Annotated in this window: 15 protein-coding genes; 6 read left to right on the top strand and 9 right to left on the bottom strand. The window is 69.6% G+C overall.

Going from position 1 to position 18,586, the window contains the following annotated elements; all coding sequences use genetic code 11:
• Positions 1-60: 60 nt before the first annotated feature.
• Complete coding sequence (gene galE / locus J7E88_RS10690) at positions 61-1,071, bottom strand: UDP-glucose 4-epimerase GalE (protein WP_215180125.1); 1,011 nt, start codon at positions 1,069-1,071, stop codon at positions 61-63.
• A 74-nt stretch (positions 1,072-1,145) separates the two neighbouring features.
• Positions 1,146-2,969, bottom strand: a complete 1,824-nt coding sequence (locus J7E88_RS10685; protein WP_251022476.1) for a glycosyltransferase family 2 protein — start codon at positions 2,967-2,969, stop codon at positions 1,146-1,148.
• Between the two features lie 199 nt (positions 2,970-3,168).
• On the opposite strand from J7E88_RS10685, the gene J7E88_RS10680 reads away from it, so the two are divergent.
• Positions 3,169-3,876 (top strand): TetR/AcrR family transcriptional regulator, encoded by a 708-nt coding sequence (locus J7E88_RS10680; protein ID WP_215179565.1) that lies wholly within the window; start codon positions 3,169-3,171, stop codon positions 3,874-3,876.
• A gap of 871 nt (positions 3,877-4,747) precedes the next feature.
• Here J7E88_RS10680 and J7E88_RS10675 read toward each other — a convergent pair.
• Positions 4,748-6,448, bottom strand: a complete 1,701-nt coding sequence (locus J7E88_RS10675) for a penicillin-binding transpeptidase domain-containing protein (protein ID WP_215179564.1) — start codon at positions 6,446-6,448, stop codon at positions 4,748-4,750.
• Between the two features lie 814 nt (positions 6,449-7,262).
• Here J7E88_RS10675 and J7E88_RS10670 point away from each other — a divergent pair.
• Positions 7,263-7,511, top strand: a complete 249-nt coding sequence (locus J7E88_RS10670; protein WP_215179563.1) for a YlcI/YnfO family protein — start codon at positions 7,263-7,265, stop codon at positions 7,509-7,511.
• 2 nt (positions 7,512-7,513) lie between these two features.
• Entirely contained in the window at positions 7,514-7,885 is a 372-nt protein-coding gene (locus J7E88_RS10665) for a toxin Doc (protein WP_374196263.1), read from the top strand.
• Positions 7,886-8,092: 207 nt separating this feature from the next.
• Here the strand turns inward: J7E88_RS10665 and J7E88_RS10660 are convergent, their stop codons facing one another.
• Positions 8,093-8,578: a carboxymuconolactone decarboxylase family protein gene (locus tag J7E88_RS10660; protein ID WP_215179562.1), complete on the bottom strand. Its 486-nt coding sequence runs from the start codon at positions 8,576-8,578 to the stop codon at positions 8,093-8,095.
• Between the two features lie 173 nt (positions 8,579-8,751).
• On the opposite strand from J7E88_RS10660, the gene J7E88_RS10655 reads away from it, so the two are divergent.
• Together J7E88_RS10655 and J7E88_RS10650 are read left to right on the top strand one after the other, a co-directional pair.
• Positions 8,752-9,702 carry an RNA polymerase sigma-70 factor gene (locus J7E88_RS10655; protein ID WP_308307459.1) on the top strand — a complete coding sequence of 317 codons (951 nt, stop codon included), beginning with the start codon at positions 8,752-8,754 and terminating at the stop codon, positions 9,700-9,702.
• Positions 9,703-10,600: 898 nt separating this feature from the next.
• Positions 10,601-11,056, top strand: coding sequence for a hypothetical protein (locus J7E88_RS10650; RefSeq protein ID WP_308307458.1), 456 nt, complete (start codon positions 10,601-10,603; stop codon positions 11,054-11,056).
• A gap of 170 nt (positions 11,057-11,226) precedes the next feature.
• Here the strand turns inward: J7E88_RS10650 and J7E88_RS10645 are convergent, their stop codons facing one another.
• Positions 11,227-11,529 carry a hypothetical protein gene (locus J7E88_RS10645; protein WP_215179558.1) on the bottom strand — a complete coding sequence of 101 codons (303 nt, stop codon included), beginning with the start codon at positions 11,527-11,529 and terminating at the stop codon, positions 11,227-11,229.
• Between the two features lie 453 nt (positions 11,530-11,982).
• Here J7E88_RS10645 and J7E88_RS10640 point away from each other — a divergent pair, with 453 nt between their 5' ends.
• Entirely contained in the window at positions 11,983-12,576 is a 594-nt protein-coding gene (locus J7E88_RS10640) for a hypothetical protein (protein ID WP_215179556.1), read from the top strand.
• A gap of 412 nt (positions 12,577-12,988) precedes the next feature.
• Here the strand turns inward: J7E88_RS10640 and J7E88_RS10635 are convergent, their stop codons facing one another.
• The 4 genes from J7E88_RS10635 to J7E88_RS10620 form a co-directional block, all read right to left on the bottom strand.
• Positions 12,989-14,296: a PQQ-binding-like beta-propeller repeat protein gene (locus J7E88_RS10635; RefSeq protein ID WP_215179550.1), complete on the bottom strand. Its 1,308-nt coding sequence runs from the start codon at positions 14,294-14,296 to the stop codon at positions 12,989-12,991.
• Between the two features lie 421 nt (positions 14,297-14,717).
• A complete protein-coding gene (locus J7E88_RS10630) occupies positions 14,718-16,724 on the bottom strand; it encodes an aconitate hydratase (RefSeq protein ID WP_215179549.1) in 2,007 nt (668 codons plus the stop codon).
• Between the two features lie 71 nt (positions 16,725-16,795).
• The gene (locus tag J7E88_RS10625) at positions 16,796-17,572 is read right to left on the bottom strand and encodes an MBL fold metallo-hydrolase (protein ID WP_251022433.1); all 777 of its coding nucleotides are present in this window, start codon (positions 17,570-17,572) and stop codon (positions 16,796-16,798) included.
• A gap of 196 nt (positions 17,573-17,768) precedes the next feature.
• On the bottom strand, positions 17,769-18,443 hold the full coding sequence (locus tag J7E88_RS10620) for an FCD domain-containing protein (RefSeq protein WP_251022474.1): 675 nt from the start codon (positions 18,441-18,443) through the stop codon (positions 17,769-17,771).
• Positions 18,444-18,586: the final 143 nt, after the last annotated feature.

The following is an 18,586-nucleotide window of genomic DNA, read 5'->3' as shown; positions in this document are numbered from 1 at the left end:
ATGCTGCCGGGTCGGCGAAAGTGGAGGCAGCCGCCCGGTCGGTGCCGGTACCCGTGGGCTTCAGCCCGCCGCGTAGCCGGTCGGGTTGAGCCGCTGGAAGCGCCATGCGTCGCGGCACATCGCGGCGAGATCACGGCTCGCGCGCCAGCCCCATTCCCGGGTCACCGCGCTGGGGTCGGCGACGAGTTCCGTGACGTCACCCGGGCGGCGGTCCACAACCTCGTACGGGATGGTCTTTCCGGACACTTCGCCGAACGCCGTCAGGAGTTCGAAGACCGACGTGCCGGAGCCGACGCCGAGGTTGAACACCCGCAGGCCCGTACTGTCGCCGAGGTGCTCCAGAGCGATGCGGTGGGCCTCCGCCACATCCATCACATGGATGTAGTCGCGGACGCCCGTGCCATCCGCTGTTGCGTAGTCGCTGCCGAACACCCTGAGCCGCTCGCGCCTGCCGGCGGCGACCTGAGCCAGGTACGGCATCAGGTTGTCCGGCTCCCCGAGAGGGGCTTCTCCCAGCAGTCCGCTGGGGTGCGCTCCCACGGGGTTGAAGTAACGTAGTGACAGCACGGTGTAGTCCGGGCGGCAACGGCACACATCGGCGAGCATTTGTTCGCAGGTCCACTTGGAAGCGGCATAGGGGTTGCTGGGCCGGGCCGGGTCCTGCTCGGTCAGAGGGCTCGTGTCGACGTCCCCGTAAATGGAGCAGGACGAAGAAAACACCAGTCGGCGCACCCCGTGCTCATGCATCGTCGCCAGCAGCGCAGTCGTCCCGCCGACGTTGACGTCGTAGTACTCGACAGGCAGACGCACGGACTCCCCGACGGCCTTCTTCGCGGCGAAGTGCACCACAGCGTCCACGCGGTGACGGTCGAACACCGACGACAGAGCTCGCCGGTCCCGCACGTCCACTTTGTAGACGGCATCCAGGAAGCGGCCTGCCAGGCGCTGGATCCGTGAGACGACCTGCGGCGAGCTGTTGGAGAAATCGTCGACCACGACGACCTGGTAGCCGTGGTCGAGCAGCTCGACGCATGTGTGGCTGCCGATGAAACCGGTGGCACCGGTCACCATGATCGTTGAGGGATTCGTCACGGCTTTCTCCTTCAGGGGTCGCAGGGCCGATGTCGTGTGAATGTCTCAGCGCCTCACCAGCCGAGGACCGCGCCCAGATACGGCGGGTAGACCCGTACAGCCAGGGCGAGCGGAAGCAGAACCACGACGCCGGTGAAGATCGGCAGCCGAGCGGTCGCCAGGGCCGAGCGGACGGGCGTGCCCGCCGCTCGGGACGTCTCCCGCACGTGCAGCAACGGCACCGCGATGGCGACCGTCGCATTGGCCGACGCACCGAGGAGACACAGGAAGACGTAGCCCGCCTGAGGACTGGTCATCTCGCCGTAGAGGGCGGCGGCGGACAGCGTCAGAGCAATAAGGGCGAACGGAGCCACCAGCCGGGTGAGCAGCGGCTCAAGACCACAGCGGACCTTGGGGGTGACTTTGAAGACGACCGGCCGTGGCCGGACCTTCTGCCGTATTGCCGTGAGCACCCCCCAGGCGACGAAGGGCCAGCGCGCGAGGGCGAACAGCCAGCCCTCCCAACTCAGAACAGGAGCCGCGGCCGGGCGTAGGAGCCCGCGCCGCCGCATCAGCAGCAGTGTCATGAGAATCCAGGCGCTCAACGGCCAGAAGTGAAGCAGGAAGTCGATGAGGTTGACGTTCATCCACGGCAGCCCGGTGGCCACCGCGACGGGCGAGAGCAAGAGGCCGCCACTGATCGTCAGCGCGAGAAGAGGGTAGTACGAGAGCGCGTACGCGAAGCGTAGTCGCAGCACGCACGGCAGCCGTCCGAGATGCCGTGGAAGGAGACCCAGAAGCATGGTGGTGAGGCTGCGTGACCACTGGAACTCCTGGGTGACCATGTCCGCGAACGTGAGCGGTCCATCGCCGTGCGCCTCGGCGTCGATGGCGAACGCTCCGTGCCATCCGGCCGAGTGGAGCAGGAACGTGGTGGAGAAGTCCTCGGCCAGATCCGGGCCGATGCCCCCTATGTCGCGCAGGGCCCGGGTACGCACCGCATAGTGCGAGCCGATGCACATCGGAGCAAGCCTGTAGGCAAGTCCGAGTTGGGAGGGGCCGTGAAGCGGCGCCTCTCGGTGCAGCCTTCCCCTCGCCGCCCAAGAGCCCGCGGCGTTGGCGTCGCACACACTTGGCGCGGCCACATAGCCGATCGCGGGATCGGCGAACGGTCGGACCATCTCTGCGAGATACGTCGGGCTCGGCACGTGGTCGCAGTCGAGCTGGGACACCACGGCGTACTGCCGATAGCCCCAGTGGTCATAGAAGTAGGCGAGGTTGCCTTCCTTGCACTTGGTGCGACGTGGCCAGGTCGCCCGGTGGTACGCGGCGACTCCGCGTCGGCAGGAGACGCGGACACCGTTCTCACGGCACCAGTCGAGGCTCTCCGGTGTCGGGTCCTCGTCGCAGAGCCAGACGTCATAGGGGTGGGGGAACTTCTGCCTGAGCATGGCCTGCAGCGTGCGGCGTGCCGTGGTCCACTCCTCCGACGGAGCGTGGGTCACCACGAACGCCACCGGGGTGCGCGGAATCTCCAGCGAGGGCGTGACCTGGCGCAGGCGGCCGACCGCGATGAGGAAGTAGCACGGGAGAGAGGCGAGATACAGCAGGAGCACGCTGTTGACGATCAGCCCGGCCCAGCCGACGCGGTGCTCCGGTTGCAGCCACCAGAGCCAGAACCAGACGAAGCACAGGAGCCAGCCGATGGTCAGTGCGGCGACCATCGCCCTGTCACGGATGCCGAGCACGGGAACGAAGGTGTCACGCTTCGGCACGCGGGAGCGGGGGGGATGGGCGAATACCGGCCCGTCGCCCGTGATCCGCACAACGTTGCGGCGCGAGAGCCGCCGGATCTGCGCCTCGAGGGCCGCCTGCTCCCGTTCGCCGGCAGGAACCATGCGGTCGGTGCCGCCGTCGGCCTCCGATGCGAATCGCTCCATGAGACACGTCCTGAAAGATGGTGCGGGAACGGCACGGTATGCGCCGTATCCTGTTGTCGTATGTTTACGTCGTATATGTACATCTTGCGCCGATGTGTGCATGGGGTCAAGGCGCTCGGACCAACCAGGAACGATCTGCATCCGGAGGCGAGGCACGATGAAGCACTCAGAGTCCGGCGGGGGTCGGCGCGCCGGGGACCGCGGCCGTTACGGTCGGCTGAGCGGGGAACGCGTCCTGGCCACTGCCCTGGAACTCGTCGACCGCGAGGGGCTCTCGGCGCTGAGTATGCGCAGAGTGGGAGCCGAGCTCGGCGTGGAAGCCATGACCCTGTACCGGTATGCAGACGGCAAGGACGCACTCCTGGACGGGCTGGTCGAGGAGCTATATCTCGAGGTGCAGGGCCTCCTCGCCGCCGGTGGCGAGGAAGCGACGGCCCCGGGCGGCACCGCGAAGGATCCCGAATGGCGCATCGAGCTGCACCGGGCCGCCGAGGCGACCTATCGGGTCTCCCTGGCGCACCCCCGGGTGGTACCGCTCCTGGCCACGCGGATGCGGGCCGTCCTCAAGGAACACAAGCGTGTGCTGGCCCTCCTCGAACAGGCCGGCCTCGACGAGAGCGAGGTCGCCGGCGCATTCCGGGCCTTCACCAGCTGGGTCCTCGGCTACGTTTTCGTGGAGCTGCGAGCCATGGTGGACAATCCCGACGAACCCGATCCCGCATTCCGGCTCGGCCTGCACCGCATGCCCGCGCAGGAGCTTCCCCGACTCCGGGAGATCGCCCCCGCCATCGCCGAGCACGGCGGGCTGGAGGGGCTGGCCACAGGGCTGGACGCACTGCTCGACCGCTTCGCACGGGATGCCTGAGGGCCTCTGGCCTTGGCCAGATGCCAATGTCTTCCACGTACACCGGCCCGATCCGGGCGGTTCGCTCGAGGTGACGATGGGTGCGCTGGACACGGCCGTGCGCCATCGCAAGGCGCTCTGCACCGGCCTGTCGAACGACAGTCCCGACCGGACCGCTCGGGCCGCCGCGATCCTCACGGCGCTCGGCACCCCCGCCGGCCAACCAGCACCCGTACTCCCTGCTGGAGCGCCGTGTCGAGGACGACCTGATGGCCGCGGGCGCCGGACTCGTCGCAGACCCGGCGTACGAGCCCGCCCCCGGCCCGCTGTGCCGGTGATCTCCGGAGCGGAGCGGCCGGCGGCTACAGCGACGAACCCCCGTTCCGATGGTGCCCAACGCTCTGTGGGCGACGGCCGGGCCGTGCAGCAACCGGTCGGCCAGCCCTCCGCACCCGCTCCGAGAGCTGATTCGCCCGCGAGTCAACCGGCCCGTCCGTTACACCGACCCGTTCGGATACGCCGTCGTCCTCACCGGGCCGCCTCGAGCTTCATCTCACTCGCGAGTGCGTGGATCAGCCCGGGCTCGACCCGATCCGCTTCGGCCCGTACGAGAAGAAGCACCAGGCCGAACAGCCCCGCCGGGCCGCACGGCCAGAGGTGCAACACCCAGCACGTCGAAAGAACCTCCCTCGACGTCGGTGACTGCCGCCCCGGGCTCGACCACCTGACGCCGCGCGCGGACGCCGATCCGTACAGCGCTCCCGGGTCGCCGTCTTCGCCGAGTGAATCGGCGAGAAGCGGGGGCTGGTGTCCGTCGCCGATCTCGACAACGAGATCTGCCGAAGGGGTGTACGGGCACGCGAGTGCGTTCCCTCACCGCTGTGGGCGGCCGTCAGCTGCCCGCCTTCAGCACCGCCGCCACCAGCGGCCCCGCCGACTTGCCGCCGCGGCCGCCCTGTTGGATCACCGCCGCCGCGGCGAGGTCGCCGCTCCATGCGGTGAACCAGCCGTTGGGCTTGGTCTGGCCGTCGACCTCCGCGGAGCCCGTCTTGCCGCCGATGTCCGATCCGACGCCCGCCATGGCCTCAGCGGCGGAGCCCGACGTCGCGGTGTAGTTCAGGAGTTCGCGCAGCTGCGTCTGCGCGGACGCGTCCAGCTTGCGCGCGGCCGTCGCGAGCGTGCGGTCGTCGACGTCGGGCGAGACCAGGTACGGCTGCCGGAAGACGCCCGTCTTGGCCGTGGAGATGATGGACGCCACGTTCAACGGGTTCATCCGTACCCCGCCCTGCCCGATGAGCGACGCCGCCATCTGCGCATTGCTCTGCACTGGCACGGCCCCGTCGAAGCTGGACACCCCGATCGACCAGTTGTTGAGCCCGAGACCGAAGACCTGCTGGGCCTGTTTGGTCAGATCGTCGTCGTCGAGCTTCTCGGCCTGCGTGATGAAGGCGGTGTTGCAGGAGGCGGCGAAGCTCGATCGGAACGTGCCGTTCTTGATCTCGAACTTCTCCACGTTCTGGAACTTCCAGCCGCCGTACGACGCGTACTTGGGGCACGGGTGCGATTTGTCGATCGACGCGAGGTCCTTCTCCAGCAGCATCGACGACGTCACGATCTTCATCGTGGAGCCGGGCGCCAGGGACCCCTGGAGTGCAGTGTTGAAGCCATGGCTCGAATTGGCCGCGGCGAGGATCTCACCGGTCGACGGCTTCATGACGACTACGGACGCCCGCTCGCGCTTACCCACTTCCCGCTCGGCGGCGGCCTGCGCGGTCGCGCTGAGCGTGGTCTTCACTGTCCCCGGGGTGCCGTCGGACAGCGTCAGCAGCGTCTTGTCGGGGGTCTCGTCGTCACTCTCCTCGCTCGTTCCCGAGCCGTCGTCCTTCTGCGAGACGTCCGCGCTGCCTCCCCGAACCACCCGCAGTTCGATCCCAGCCGTACCCCCGGCCTTCTTGCCGTACTTCTCCCGCAGCCCGTCCAGGACGGTTCCGAGCGAGGGGTGGTCCGCCTGGGTGAGCTCCCTGCCGTCGCGGTCCACTGCCTTGACGGGCGGGTCCCCGGCCTCACCGGTGACCAGGGTGTCGCCCTGCTTGAGGTCCGGGTGGACGACGGACGGCTGCCACCCGACGAGTGGCTTGCCGTCCTTCGCCTGGCGGACGACCGTGAGCCGGGAGTCGTAGGCCAGGGGCTTGCTCTTGCCCTTGTACGAGACGATGCCGGAGACCTTGAACGTCACCGTCGCGCCGGACGCCTCGCCACGGGTCAGCGTCACATGGTCGATGTGTGCGTTCTTGCGGAACGCGGTCAGCGCGGTCTGCGCCGCAGCCGTGTCGTCGGTGTACGCGGCGGCCTGCGCGGCGTTGCCCAGCTGCCACGCGGTGAGGAACCTGTCGGTCGTCGCCCTCGCTTCCGCGGCCGTCACCGGGCCTGCTTTGACCGACTTCGCAGTGCCGCCCGCCGTCGTGTCCTCGTCCGCCACGGCGCCGTACATGCTGTACGTGGCGAACCCCGCGCCGCCCACGACCACCGCGACCACGCCGCCGATCAGCGCAGGGTGCGTTCTCCTGCGCGCGGCGCGCCTTCTCTTGCCCACAAGTCCTCCGCCGTTCGCCGTTCCCCCAGCTCCTCACCAAGAGGTGCCCCACACTAGGGGCGGCAGATGTGCGGCCGTTCCCCAGCCCCCGCTCTCAAGCCCCCCGCACGGAGGACCGCCGCGACGATCGGGCCCGCTGTATCGCCGGCGGTGGGCGTCCTCTGGGCCACCGCGGCCGGCGCGACATCACCCGGTGGCCCGCGAACCAGCTGCTGGACTTGGTCCGGCTGGGACCTGGCGGCAGATCCACAGTGCCTGTGAGCAGAGCGGGGGACTGGGGGACCTGTGAATCACGCCTCCCGCCGTCACTCTCCGTTACCGTCGCGACGTCCCGATCGCCTGTCACGCCGCCATCCGGCCACGCGACAGCACTCGCCCGGAATATCCGAAGTGGATGCATTTTGAGTGCCGAAGAGGGTCAGGAGCCCCGTGCTGGGGCGATTCCGGCGTGACGGCCCGACGGCGTGACACCCCCCGAGCGGTCGCCCGGGGCATCGCCTTCCGTGGTGACACGAGGGCAGGCCCCGCACCCCGGCCTGACCAGCCGCGGCCCGTGTCATCTGCGCGATCAGCCCCCTGTTTCTCCTGCTGGGCACATACCTGTGCCACCGATCGGACGGCCCCATGTCATCGCCGACGGGTCGGACCCGGCACGGCGGCCGGACCTTGGGTCCTGGGTCCGCCGTCTTCCCGGGTGGCCTGGAGCCACTCGGGCGGCTGGGGTCTGAGGCCGGGTGCTCGGGAAGGTCACTCGTATCGGTTCAGTTCCGTCGAGCCGGTTTCCGTGCTGTACGCCCTGCTGTACGTTCGGAGCATGTCGAAACCAGTGACGATCCGAGTCCCCGAAGAGCTCCACGCGCAACTGCAGGCGCGTGCCGAAGCCGAAGGCACCACGGTTACCTCGCTCATCACCGAAGCCGCGCGCAACGCGGTCCGCGACCCCCGTCTGGAAGGCGCCGCGGAGGTCTTCCGCGCCTTCGTCACGGACAACGCTGCCGTGTTCGACGAGGCATTCCCCGATGACGCCCCCGACCGGCTGGACGCCTCGCGGCGGGCGGCCTGACCGTGGACCTCCACATCGACATCCGGTGGCTCCTGGAGCGCCAGGCGGAGGTCCTGCCCAAGCAGCCCTCGATCCACGACTTCTCCAACCTGGTGGCTGCCGTCGCCCGCCACCGCGTCAACACTCCGCAGGTCGGTGTCACCGTCGACAACGCCTGGCGCGCGGCCGCACTGATGCACGCCCTCGTCCGGCTGGAGCCTCTCCCGGCTCGCAACGCCCTGTTCGGCGCGGCGATCGCCGTGGCGTACATGGACGCCACCGGTGAAGGCATCAACCCGCCGTACGGCGCCCTGATCGACCTCGCCCGCGACATCGACGCCGGCCGAACCGACGCGTACGACGCCGCCGACCGCATCCGCTCCTGGCGCATCTGACGCCGTCCGGCCAGACGGAGGGGGAGTTCGCCATGACCGAGCCGGAAGACCCGCCTGTGGGATGATCACGAGGCCCTGACCCGGATATTGCCCGGCCGGTCAGGTCGCCGGTTTCAGCCGTGTGGTCAGGGTCGCCGTAGTCGCGACCGGACATGCGCGGGCCCGGCCGGGATCGAATGATCCCGGCCGGGCCGGATTCGTCTGCCGTCAGTCGACCGCGGCGGCGAACATGCCGGGCTCGTAGGAACCTCCCCGCTGGTGCACGATCACGGCGAGCCGGTTGGCCGCGTTGATCAGGGCGACCAAGGAGACCAGCGCGGCGATCTGGTCGTCGTCGTAGTGCTTGCGCACCTGGGCCCAGGTCTCGTCGGACACGCCGTCGTGGGCGTCGGCGAGCCGGGTGCCCTCTTCGGCGAGCGCCAGCGCGGCCTGCTCGGCCTCGGTGAACACGGTGGACTCGCGCCAGGCGGCGACCAGGTTCAGCCGGACCGCGGTTTCACCGGCGGCTGCGGCCTCCTTGGTGTGCATGTCGATGCACCAACCGCAGCCGTTGATCTGGCTGGCACGCAGCGACACCAGCTCCTGCGTGGACTTCGGCAGCGGCGACTGGTGGATCACCAGGCCGGCGCCTGCGAACCGCTTGGTGAACTTGGCGGCGATCTCGTTGTCGAACAGATTGAATCGGACGTCCATGACTTCGTCCTCACTCGTGGTGTTGCACTGGACGAACACGAGATGCCGGCGACCCGCTCCTTGTGACGCCGCGGTGGTGTGACGTGCGCCACGGCTCATGCGTGTCACAAAGCTGCGGGGACCGGCGTCTTGTGCGCGTGGCACCGTCGAGAGCGAGCAGGCAGGAGCAGCCGGTGAAGAGCGAGCGCAGCGCGCACAGTGAGCGCACAGAGGACACGGCCGGGCAGCTCACCGGCGGCGGGGGCACGGACCCCGCCACCGAGGTGTTCGTCGCCCATCGCAACCTGCTGTTCACCGTCGCCTACGAGATGCTCGGCTCGGCCGCCGACGCGGAGGACGTCCTGCAGGAGACCTGGTTGCGGTGGGCGGGTGTCGATCTCGGCACGGTGCGGGATCAGCGTGCGTACCTGGTCCGGATCACCACGCGCCAGGCGCTGAGCCGGCTGCGTACGCTCGGCCGCCGCAGGGAGTCCTACGTCGGCCCCTGGCTGCCCGAGCCGCTGCTGACCGCCCCGGACGTGGCCGAGGACGTCGAGCTGGCCGACAGCGTCTCGATGGCGATGCTGCTGGTGCTGGAGACGCTCACGCCGACCGAGCGGGCGGTGTTCGTGCTGCGCGAGGTGTTCGATCTGGCGTACGACGAGATCGCCGAAGCCGTCGACAAGAGCCCGGCCGCGGTCCGCCAGATCGCACACCGGGCACGGGCGCACGTCGCGGCCAGGCGGCCGCGCGGGGTCGTTTCCCCGGCCGAGACCCGAGACGCGCTCGATGCGTTCCAACGGGCGGCCGAAACGGGTGATCTGCAGAGCCTGCTCGACATTCTCGCGCCGGAGGTCGTCTTCCTGGGGGACGGTGGTGGAGTGAAGCAGGCCGTCCTGCGGCCCGTCGTGGGGGCCGACAAGGTGGGCCGCCTGCTGGCCGCCGGGCTGGGCAGGATCGCCGCCGCGGGCTCGCTGCGGCCGGCGCAGGTCAACGGCTACCCGGCGCTGATTCTCCGGTTCGACGGCGCGATCGACACCGTCGTGGCGGTGCGCATCGACGACGGCCTCGTCACCGGGCTCTACGCCGTGCGCAATCCCGAGAAGCTGTCGCACATGCAACGGGAGACCGCCCTGCGCCGCTGAGCCGGTGCCTCGGAAGGAGATCTGCAAGCGCCGCAACGAAGTCGAGCTGACGATCAACGCCCGCAAGGCGTTTCAGGCGGTGGCCACGCCATACGCCAAGCGTCTCTACGTCTTCCAGGGCAACCGTGACCGTCACAGCGATCCGGCTCTGCCTTCGCGCGTAGATCCATTATCCCGGTGCGCGGAGGCACCTGTCACCGTTCTCCGGAATGATCTTTACACCCGATATGCGCCTTTAGGGTTGCGGTCAGCGAGCACAACGCGCCGACATGACCAGGGAGTCGAGAGTGGCGCGCGACGTTGCCGCGCTGGCGGTGGAACTCACGGACATGGCTGCGGCCGATCACCAGTCCTCAATCCGCGCGAACAGCGATGATCCGGCCGAGCAGTTGGCGTGGCGCCGGCTGACCGCGCTCTCAGGTTCCGCGAGTTCGGACAGTAACCTGCGAGGCTATGGGGAGTCGGAAAGTCGCCGCCGTCTGACGTTGCTCACCGGGCAGTCGGAGGACGGCAACGGACCGTGCTTCATCCCCGTTCTGTCGCCACGCGAGCCGCTTCAGACACCGACGGCTCGATCGACCGGTCACCGCACGAGGGGGACACCTCAGCCCCACGTCATGCACGGCGACCGCCGAAAGTGTGTCATCGCCGGGTCCGACGTCAGGTGAGCACAGGCCCCTCAACAACCGTCCCGGCCGCAAGCATGGAGATCCATGCCCCGCAGACCTTGGGGAAGCCGCGCGGTACCTAGAGGCGAGTTGAGTACGAGGACGGATGGACACTGGCCTGGCCTGACGAAAGGGTGCAGATCACGGAAGGGGGCGCTGCCCCCTCCGTATGGTCCTGTACTCAATCTTCTCTGAGGTACGTCATGCCAAAGTTAGGAACAACTGCAGCGGTGCTCGTGTTGGCGGGCGCCTGTCTCGTCGGCACGGCCGGGGCGGCGAGCGCCGCAACGGGTCTCGCGGACAAGTCCGGTTTGGCCGAGGCTTGTTCGAGTGCCTGGGGCAGCGGCACCAAGTCGGCCACGGACTCCGACTCCAAGCCGCTGAAGAACATCACGACCAGCCAAAGCACCTGCTACGACCGCATGGTCTTCGACGTCAAAGGCGTGAGTGGCAAGATCGGCTACCACGTCGGCTACGTGGCCAAGTTCCATCAGGACGGTTCCGGCGAGCAGATCCCGGTCAAGGGCGGCGGCATCCTGCAGATCTTCGTGTCCGCGCCGAGCTACGACCCGGCGACGACCAAGCCGACGTACGCCGCGAAGGCGGGGAAGCCGCTACCGGGCGTTAAGATCACCGGATACAAGACCTTCACGGACACCAAGTTCGGGGCGAGCTTCGAAGGGTAGACCCAGATCGGCCTGGGCGTACGCGCCAAACTTCCCTTCCGGGTGCTCCAGTCCGGCGACAAGCTCATCGTGGACGTCGCACACACCTGGTGACCGGGTAAGGCACGCCGGGCCACACCTTCGCGCCAGGGCGTTCCTCACCAGGCGCAACAGCCTCCTTGCACGCCACGTCAACAGTTCGGCACGTGCAGGTCGGTCCTCGATGGGGCAGCCCCGTGGTGGCCGGTGCCGTCGCGGGCCGCGTGAGCAGCTGTGGCCGCGCCTTCCCGGGCAGCGGTATCGGTGGCGTGCCGGTGCTTGCGCGTCTCGGCCGTGCACGCCTTCTGCGCCTCGGTCTCGGTCTCGGTCTCGGCCTCAGCCGAGCGGGCCGGGATCGCGGGCGCACTGCTGCGGTACTCGGCTGAGGCGTGCTGGACGGCCGGCTTGGCCGACCGGTCCGGGTCGGCAACCAGGGCCTGTGGGGCATCCGGCATGCCGGATGCCCCACAGGCCCTCCCGCCCAGGTGGGGCCACATTCAGTGCCGATCACGCTCAGAGCGGAGCCACGTCAACCCGTCCCGAACACGCGCGCGGGAGGAGGCGGGGCGACGGGAGCGCGCCCTGGACACCTCAAGACGGGACGGCATGGAAGAGAAGTTGTGAAGTGACCGGCACGGTGGCACGGGTTGGGACATGGTGGACACGCGCACGGATACCGCGGTTGAGAGGCACGGAGCTGGGGGTGACCACGGATGGGAAGCGCACCTGTGCCGTCGGGCGGGCAGCCACCGACGCCTCCTGGCCCCGGGAGGGCCGGGATTCCACCGATGCCGCCCTATCCGCCGCGGACGCCGTCGCCCTCACGGCACAGAGCACAGTGGATCGCCTTCTGGCTCGCCGTGCTGGCCGGTTTGGTCCCGACGGTGCTCCTGGGCTGGTGGGGTTGGGTGTGGGGCAAGGTCAGCGACCCGGAGCCGCCCGGTGTGACGGTGCACCACAGCTATGGCATCGTCGGGTGTGTCAGATATACCGACGCGACGCTGGACGAGATGAGGCGGAACCCTTACGGCACCGCCGACCCTGGAGTGGATGCGTACGACGGCGAAGGCTATCCACCGGAACTGGTGCTGACCTTGCAGACTCCGACGCCCAAAGCCGTTGTGGTCACGGGAGTGAAGGTCAAGGTCCTGAAACGCGCAGCGGTGCCCAACTCCGGAGTCATCGTCGTCGAACGGGCGTGCGGGGGCTCCATGATGACCCGTCCCTTCGACGTGGATCTCTCCAAGTATCCGGTGAAAGTCCTGCCGAGAGCCGCGGACGACGGTACGACCGTCGACTTCCCTCTCAAGGTCTCGGAGAGTGACCCCGAGCAGCTCGGCCTCGAACTCGACCCCGGTGACTGGCACGTACGCTTCACGGTCGAAGTGGAGTGGGTGGCCGATGGGGAGCGCGGAAGCAAGGTCCTCGACAACAACGGCCGCGGGTTTGAGGTGACGGGAACCGGCGACCTGCCGACGTACATGATGCCCGAGCGGCGCTGACCGAAGGGGGCGGGACCATGAGCGCGACGCCCGCGGCAGCACCACGCCCAGCTAGTTCCGCGTTCGCGGACTGGGCGCGCATCGGAGCGTGAGCGTCACTGGGCTCGTGGCGGCCGCCCGGCTCGCTGAGCCTGCCGGCAGGCAACCGTCACCTCACGTGCCGAGTTCGTCGGTTGCCCTCACACACGGCGGACTCGACCCCGACACCATCGGCGATTTCATTACCCGGCTGGGGGCGGAAGCTGGGCTTCCGTCCCCACCGGCAGCTCCCCCTGCTGCGGCGTAGCCACCAGTTCTGAGCGCGGCGGCGACGACCGTGAGGTCGTCGCCGAGCAGCATGGTCGGGTGGCTGGCCCGGTCGCCCCTGAAATGCGGTGTGTCCCGCGTGGACGCCCCCGATGAAGCGCGGGCCTCAGTCCTGGACTCGGTAGGCCGTCACCGTGTTGTCCGGCTTTTTGAGGGCGATGCCGATGTAACCGTCGCTGATGTAGGGCGCGATGCCGGGCCGGTCTTCCTTGTCCTCGCCAGTGGTGGCGTCCAGGACCACCGGGCCGTTCTCGGTGGTGCCGTAAACCAGCCCCTCCCGGACCAGCGTCACGTTGGGGGCGGCACGCCTCCCGGCCTTGTCGGGCAGCGCCCACCGCTGCTCGCCGGTCGCCGGGTCATAGGCGGCGACCCCATCGAAGGACATGCAGACGGTCGTGAAGAGATTGTCGTAGGTGCACTTTCCGAATGCCGGTGCGTCGTCGGGGAACTGCCGCACCTTCTTGCCGGTCGCTGCGTCGAGCAGGAGGGCACCGTCGTCTTCGGCGTCGCGCACGTACCCGCTCGCGATGACCGTGTCGGGGCCCGCCGCCGCGACTGTGGAGGAGGTGATGCCGTCGAAGATCCACTTCTGCTTGCCGGTGGCCGGGTCGATCCCCACCAGGGGCGGGTTGAAGCCGTCCACCCGACGCAGCGCCACGAGAGTGCTGCCGGCCAGGGCGGCACCCTCGCCGTACGTGCCTTGCGCCGCCCACACCTTGCGGTGGCTGCCGAGGTCCACGCCGAAGAGCTGCCCGTGCGCGAGGACGGCCACGATGTCGCCGTTGCGTCCGACGACCTCGCTCTGGCCCTCGTCGACGCCGAAGTCGTGTTCGGCGAGAGGGATCTCGACCGACCAGACTTTGGTGGTCTTGTCGGCGTCCACGGCCATCAGTTCCAACGCGTCGTGCCCCTTGGTCGTGCCGGATCCCGGCACCCTGGCGACGAGGCTGCTCAGGACCAGAGTCCGGCCCCCGTGCTGGGTGATGATCGGCCTGCGGGCGGGGTTGCCGCCTACCGTCGGTCCCAAACGGTCGAGTGTGGTGAGGGGTTCGCGCTCGGAGGTGATCCGCACCGGGTCGCTCCGGGAGTACCCGCTGGCGATCTCCATTCCGTCAGGCCTGGCGATGTACGCCACGCCTTTGCGGAGGGCGATGGGCAGGGGGTTCCGCACCCCGGCGATGGCGACATTGCCCGCCCCTGCGGACTCGGGGAGGGCGATGGCCCGCTCGATCGAAAACCGCTCCGGGGCCTTGACACCGCGGATCTTCGGAGTGGGTGTACCGGAGGCTCTGCTGTCCGTTCCGCGGTTGTGCCCGGTGCCCTCCGATCCGTCGCCACCGGACGCTTGGCACGCCGCGAGCGCAAGCGCCGCCACCACCGCGACGGCGCTCTTTGCTGCAAGACCGCGTTGCATGAAGATCCCCCTCTGTCGATCACCGTGAAGCCGAGGACAGCCATATCCCTACCCACGAGCAGCCCCACTGCCGCTGTGCGGAAGTAAGGACGGGGCGAACACCGGTCGACCGGCGATTCACCAATCCGCGTACGCCATCGTCGCCGTCGCTGCTGTCTTCTCAACGCCAACTGGTCGTCGTGGGCCGCCATCGAGCCGTTCTTCACCCCGACGGTGTCGCCGGGCATGTCCCCGTCAGGACTTTGCCGCCCTGCGGCCGGAAGGTTGCCACGATGCGACGGTAGCCGCAGACGGACCAACCCAGGACATAGCAGGACCGTGATGCAACGCTGAGATCTCCCGGCAGGTTTCGGCCACCAGGCGCATTCCGTCACCTCGCGAGCCGCATTTCGTCGGTCCCCTACAGGAGCCGGCGACCCGCTCATCCCGAACCGTCATGCGAGCGGACCGGACGCGCCGGTGAGGGCGACGCCTGCCGGGCCGCCAGGGCTGGGATGACGCCACCCGCGAGGACGGCAGACCGTTGCCGATCGGTGAGCCGGTGGGTGACGTGGTAGTCCTCGTCCTTGGTGGTGTTGTGCACCAGCAGATGAGCCTCCTGGGCGTCGCCGAGCCGGGTCCGCAGACCGGTCAGGGACAGTCGGTCGCCCTGGTCGATCCGGTCGAAGTCAGCCGGGTCGGTGAACTCCAGGGGCAGGACTCCGAAGTTGGCGAGGTTCTGCCAGTGGATGCGGGCGTAGGACCGGGCGATGACGGCGCGCAGGCCCAGCAGGCGGGGCGTGATTGCCGCGTGTTCGCGGGAGGAGCCCTGGCCGTAGTTGTCGCCCGCCACGATGACGTGAGGGCCCGCGCGCCGGGCGCGGTCGGGGTAGTCGGGATCGACGCGGGTGAAAGTAAAGTCGGCGAGCCTGGGGAGGTTGGAGCGGTAGGGCAGGGCCTGGGCACCGGCCGGTGAGATCTCGTCGGTGGAGACGTCGTCACCGGCCTTGAGCAGCACGGGTCCGTCGAGTTCGTCCGGCAGGGGGTCGAGGTCGGGCAGCGCGGAGATGTTCGGGCCGCGGACAAGAGACACCGCGGCGGAGGTCTCGGGCGCGGGCGGGGCCTCCAGCATCGCGCGGTTGACCGAGGCCCGTTCAGGCAGATCCAGGTGCGGCGGTTCGACCCCCTGCCGCAGTGCCCAGGCCCGGGGGTCGGTGATCTTCCCGGTGAGCGCGGAGGCGGTGGCGGTCTCCGGAGAGCAGAGCCACACGGAGTCGTCCGACGTGCCGGAGCGGCCGGGGAAGTTGCGGGGGAAGGTACGGAGCGAGTGCCGCCCGGCGGCCGGCGCCTGGCCCATGCCGATGCAGCCGAGGCAGCCGGCCTGGTGGATACGGGCCCCGGCGGCGATGAGGTCGAAGGTGGCACCGGTCCGGGTCAGGTCCTGGAGCACCTCGCGCGAGCTCGGGTTGACGTCGAAGCTGACCCCGCCGTGGGTCTGACGGCCCTTCGCCATCGCGGCGGCGACGGCGAAGTCGCGCAGGCCTGGGTTGGCGGAGGACCCGATCACCACCTGACTCACCGGGGTGCCGACAACCTCGCCGACCGGGACGACGTTGCCGGGGGAGGTGGGCGCGGCGATCAGCGGTTCGAGGGCGGAGAGGTCGATGACCTCCGTGAGGTCGTACGGGGTGCCGGGTTCGGCGGTGAGCGGGCTGAAGTCCTCTTCGCGGCCCTCCGCGCGCAGGAACCGCCGTACCGCTTCGTCGGAGGGGAAGACGCTGGTGGTGGCACCCAGTTCGGCGCCCATGTTGGCGATGACGTGCCGGTCCATCGCGGTGAGTGCGGCGAGGCCGGGGCCGTGGTACTCGATGATCCGGCCGAGACCGCCCTTGACGCCGTGGCGGCGCAGCAGTTCGAGGATGACGTCCTTGGCGCTGACCCAGTCGGGGAGTTCGCCTTCCAGGCGGATTCCCCAGATGTGCGGCATGCGCAGATACAGCGGCTCGCCGGCCATGGCCCGTGCCACGTCGAGGCCGCCGGTGCCGACGGCGAGCATGCCGAGCGCGCCGGCGGCGCAGGTGTGGGAGTCGGAGCCGATGAGGGTCTTGCCGGGGACGCCGAAACGCTGCATATGGGTGGGGTGGGAGACGCCGTTGCCGGGCTTGGAGTACCAGAGGCCGAAGCGCTGCGCGGCGGAGCGCAGGAAGAGATGGTCCTCCGCGTTGCGCTCGTCGGCCTGGAGGATGTTGTGGTCGACGTACTGCACGCTCAGCTCGGTACGCACCCGGTCCAGGCCGAGCGCCTCCAGTTCCTGCATCACGAGCGTGCCGGTGGCGTCCTGGCACAGGGTCTGGTCGACCCGCAGGCCGATCTCCTCGCCCGGTGCCATCCGGCCGTCGACCAGATGAGCTGCGATGAGCTGGTGCGAGGCGGTGAGCGGCTCGGTCATGGCGTTTTCGCCTCCCATGGTGTGCGGTCCAGAGGCGGGATGCCCGTTGCCCCTCACCGGTTCGTGGCCCGTCACTCCCCGGGTGGGGGTGCGTCGGCATCGTCCTCCGCGTGGATGTGTACGACTTCCTCCTCGGCCGCCGGTCCGGCCTTGTCGCCCGCGGACTCGCCGCCGGTGTCGCTGGGGGAGTCGGCCGGGGTCGGCCGCCCCGCGGTCTGCTCCGGTACGCCGGCCCCGGCTGATGGCAGCGTGTACGTCCTGCCCTCGCGGCCCCACTCGCCCCATTCGGGGCGTCGCCCCGCGTCCATCGCCCGCAGGCACGGCCGGCCGATGTGGGCGTACACCAGGCGCCGTACCCGGTGCCGCACCGCCTCGGGGCCGATCTCCTGTACGTGGGCATGGCCACCGACCCCGCCGCGGAAGCGGATCCGCCGATCCCAGCCGGCCGCCTCCGCGAACATCAGGTCGGCGCCCGCCGCCCAGGCCGGAAAGGTCCAGAACTCCGGCGCCCACACGGCCACCATCCCGTCGAGTTCGATCCGGTATCCGCAGGCGGGATGCGAGGTGTGGACCACCGGACACGCGCGGATACGCACGTCGCCCAGGTCCAGGTCGCCCATGCGGAGCGGCACGTCACGGTCCGCCGCCGTGCGGCGGAGGGCCGACCTGAGCTCGGCCCGCTCGTCGGTTACCAGCCAGCCGTCCAGGCGCGGCGGCGGATCGGCACCGGGCCCGGCGTCGAAGGCGACCGAGCGGCGTCCGTGGCGGAGCAGCAGACCTGCCGGTGCGTAGCGCGGCGAATTCATCGCGCCCACCCCGAGCAAAGTCAACCGCAGACGTGACGCCACGTGCGACACCTCCTGACCCCTCTGCCCGAACGTGGCCGCCGACCGGCCCACGAGCAGGTACGCGACCGGCGGCAAGCCGGGAGAGCGCCTCCTGGGCTCGTGTCTCCTGGGCTCGTGCGGCACCACTCTTCTGTTTGACCTTGCGCCGCTCGAACGCCTCCGTGCTCGGGGATGCGCCCCATGCGGAGGCCGTCGCTCAGGTCCGCTCCTCTTCGGCCGTGCCGCCGCGTCGGATCGGAAGCGTCATGGTCAGCACCTCGTACCCGTGTGGGTTCGTGGGACCGCCGAAGGGAGGCGCATCCCTCCATCCCGTACCCAGGCCCCGACTGTGCGGTTGTCCAGTCCACCTTCCGCCAAACCTCGGCGGACCGGTGGGCCAGCCGAGTGGGTCAGCCGGGGGAGAGGGCTGCGACAACGTCCGCCGACCTGCGGGTCGGGCAGCTCGGCGGTGTTCCCGCGACGGACGGCCACATCCATCCACCTCGGCAGCAGGGGCTCGCCGGCCTACGCCACACCGGCCGAACCGGCCAGGACGTGGCCTAGCGGGTGCCGGGCCGGTCGTGCACCGGCCCGGCACCCGCTCGGGGCCTGCTGCTGTGTCGTCAGGGAGCGGAGTCGAGATCCACGTGGATGCCCCGGTCTGGTTCCAGAACCCCTCGTCCGCGTCCCGCAGCCGCGAGGCGGCGTGCCCCGTGTGACGGCGCACGGCGGCCCGGGCCGCCTCGGCGTCGCCGGACTCGATCGCGGACACGATGGCGTGGTGCTCCTGCCTGACCGCCTCGATGAAGTCGCCCCGTCGCGCCTCGTTCGTCCGCGTGACTCGGATGCCGCTGCGCAGCACCTCGCCGAGGCAGCGGACCGTCGAGACCATCACCGGGTTTCCGGTCGACTCGGCGATGGACCCGGCACCCCGCCGGTGAGCAGGCCGGGCCCCGCCGCCGCGCTCGGCCTCGGCGACGCGGAGGATGCCCTCGACCGTGCGCCGCGGCGAGGCAAGGGCCACCCGTAGGTCGG

Origin of the sequence: Streptomyces sp. ISL-10 (assembly GCF_018614575.1) — a bacterium.
In the GTDB taxonomy this organism is placed as follows: Bacteria; Actinomycetota; Actinomycetes; order Streptomycetales; family Streptomycetaceae; genus Streptomyces.
This window is presented reverse-complemented; position numbering and strand designations above follow the sequence as displayed.

Coding starts and splice junctions, on each gene's coding strand:
- J7E88_RS10685 (WP_251022476.1), bottom strand. CDS start 2,969: ATGGTTCCTGCCGGCGAACGGGAGCAGGCGGCCCTCGAGGCGCAGATC.
- J7E88_RS10630 (WP_215179549.1), bottom strand. CDS start 16,724: ATGACCGAGCCGCTCACCGCCTCGCACCAGCTCATCGCAGCTCATCTG.
- J7E88_RS10620 (WP_251022474.1), bottom strand. CDS start 18,443: ATGGTCTCGACGGTCCGCTGCCTCGGCGAGGTGCTGCGCAGCGGCATC.
- J7E88_RS10670 (WP_215179563.1), top strand. CDS start 7,263: ATGTCGAAACCAGTGACGATCCGAGTCCCCGAAGAGCTCCACGCGCAA.
- J7E88_RS10680 (WP_215179565.1), top strand. CDS start 3,169: ATGAAGCACTCAGAGTCCGGCGGGGGTCGGCGCGCCGGGGACCGCGGC.
- J7E88_RS10635 (WP_215179550.1), bottom strand. CDS start 14,296: ATGCAACGCGGTCTTGCAGCAAAGAGCGCCGTCGCGGTGGTGGCGGCG.
- J7E88_RS10660 (WP_215179562.1), bottom strand. CDS start 8,578: ATGGACGTCCGATTCAATCTGTTCGACAACGAGATCGCCGCCAAGTTC.
- galE (WP_215180125.1), bottom strand. CDS start 1,071: ATGGTGACCGGTGCCACCGGTTTCATCGGCAGCCACACATGCGTCGAG.
- J7E88_RS10645 (WP_215179558.1), bottom strand. CDS start 11,529: ATGCCGGATGCCCCACAGGCCCTGGTTGCCGACCCGGACCGGTCGGCC.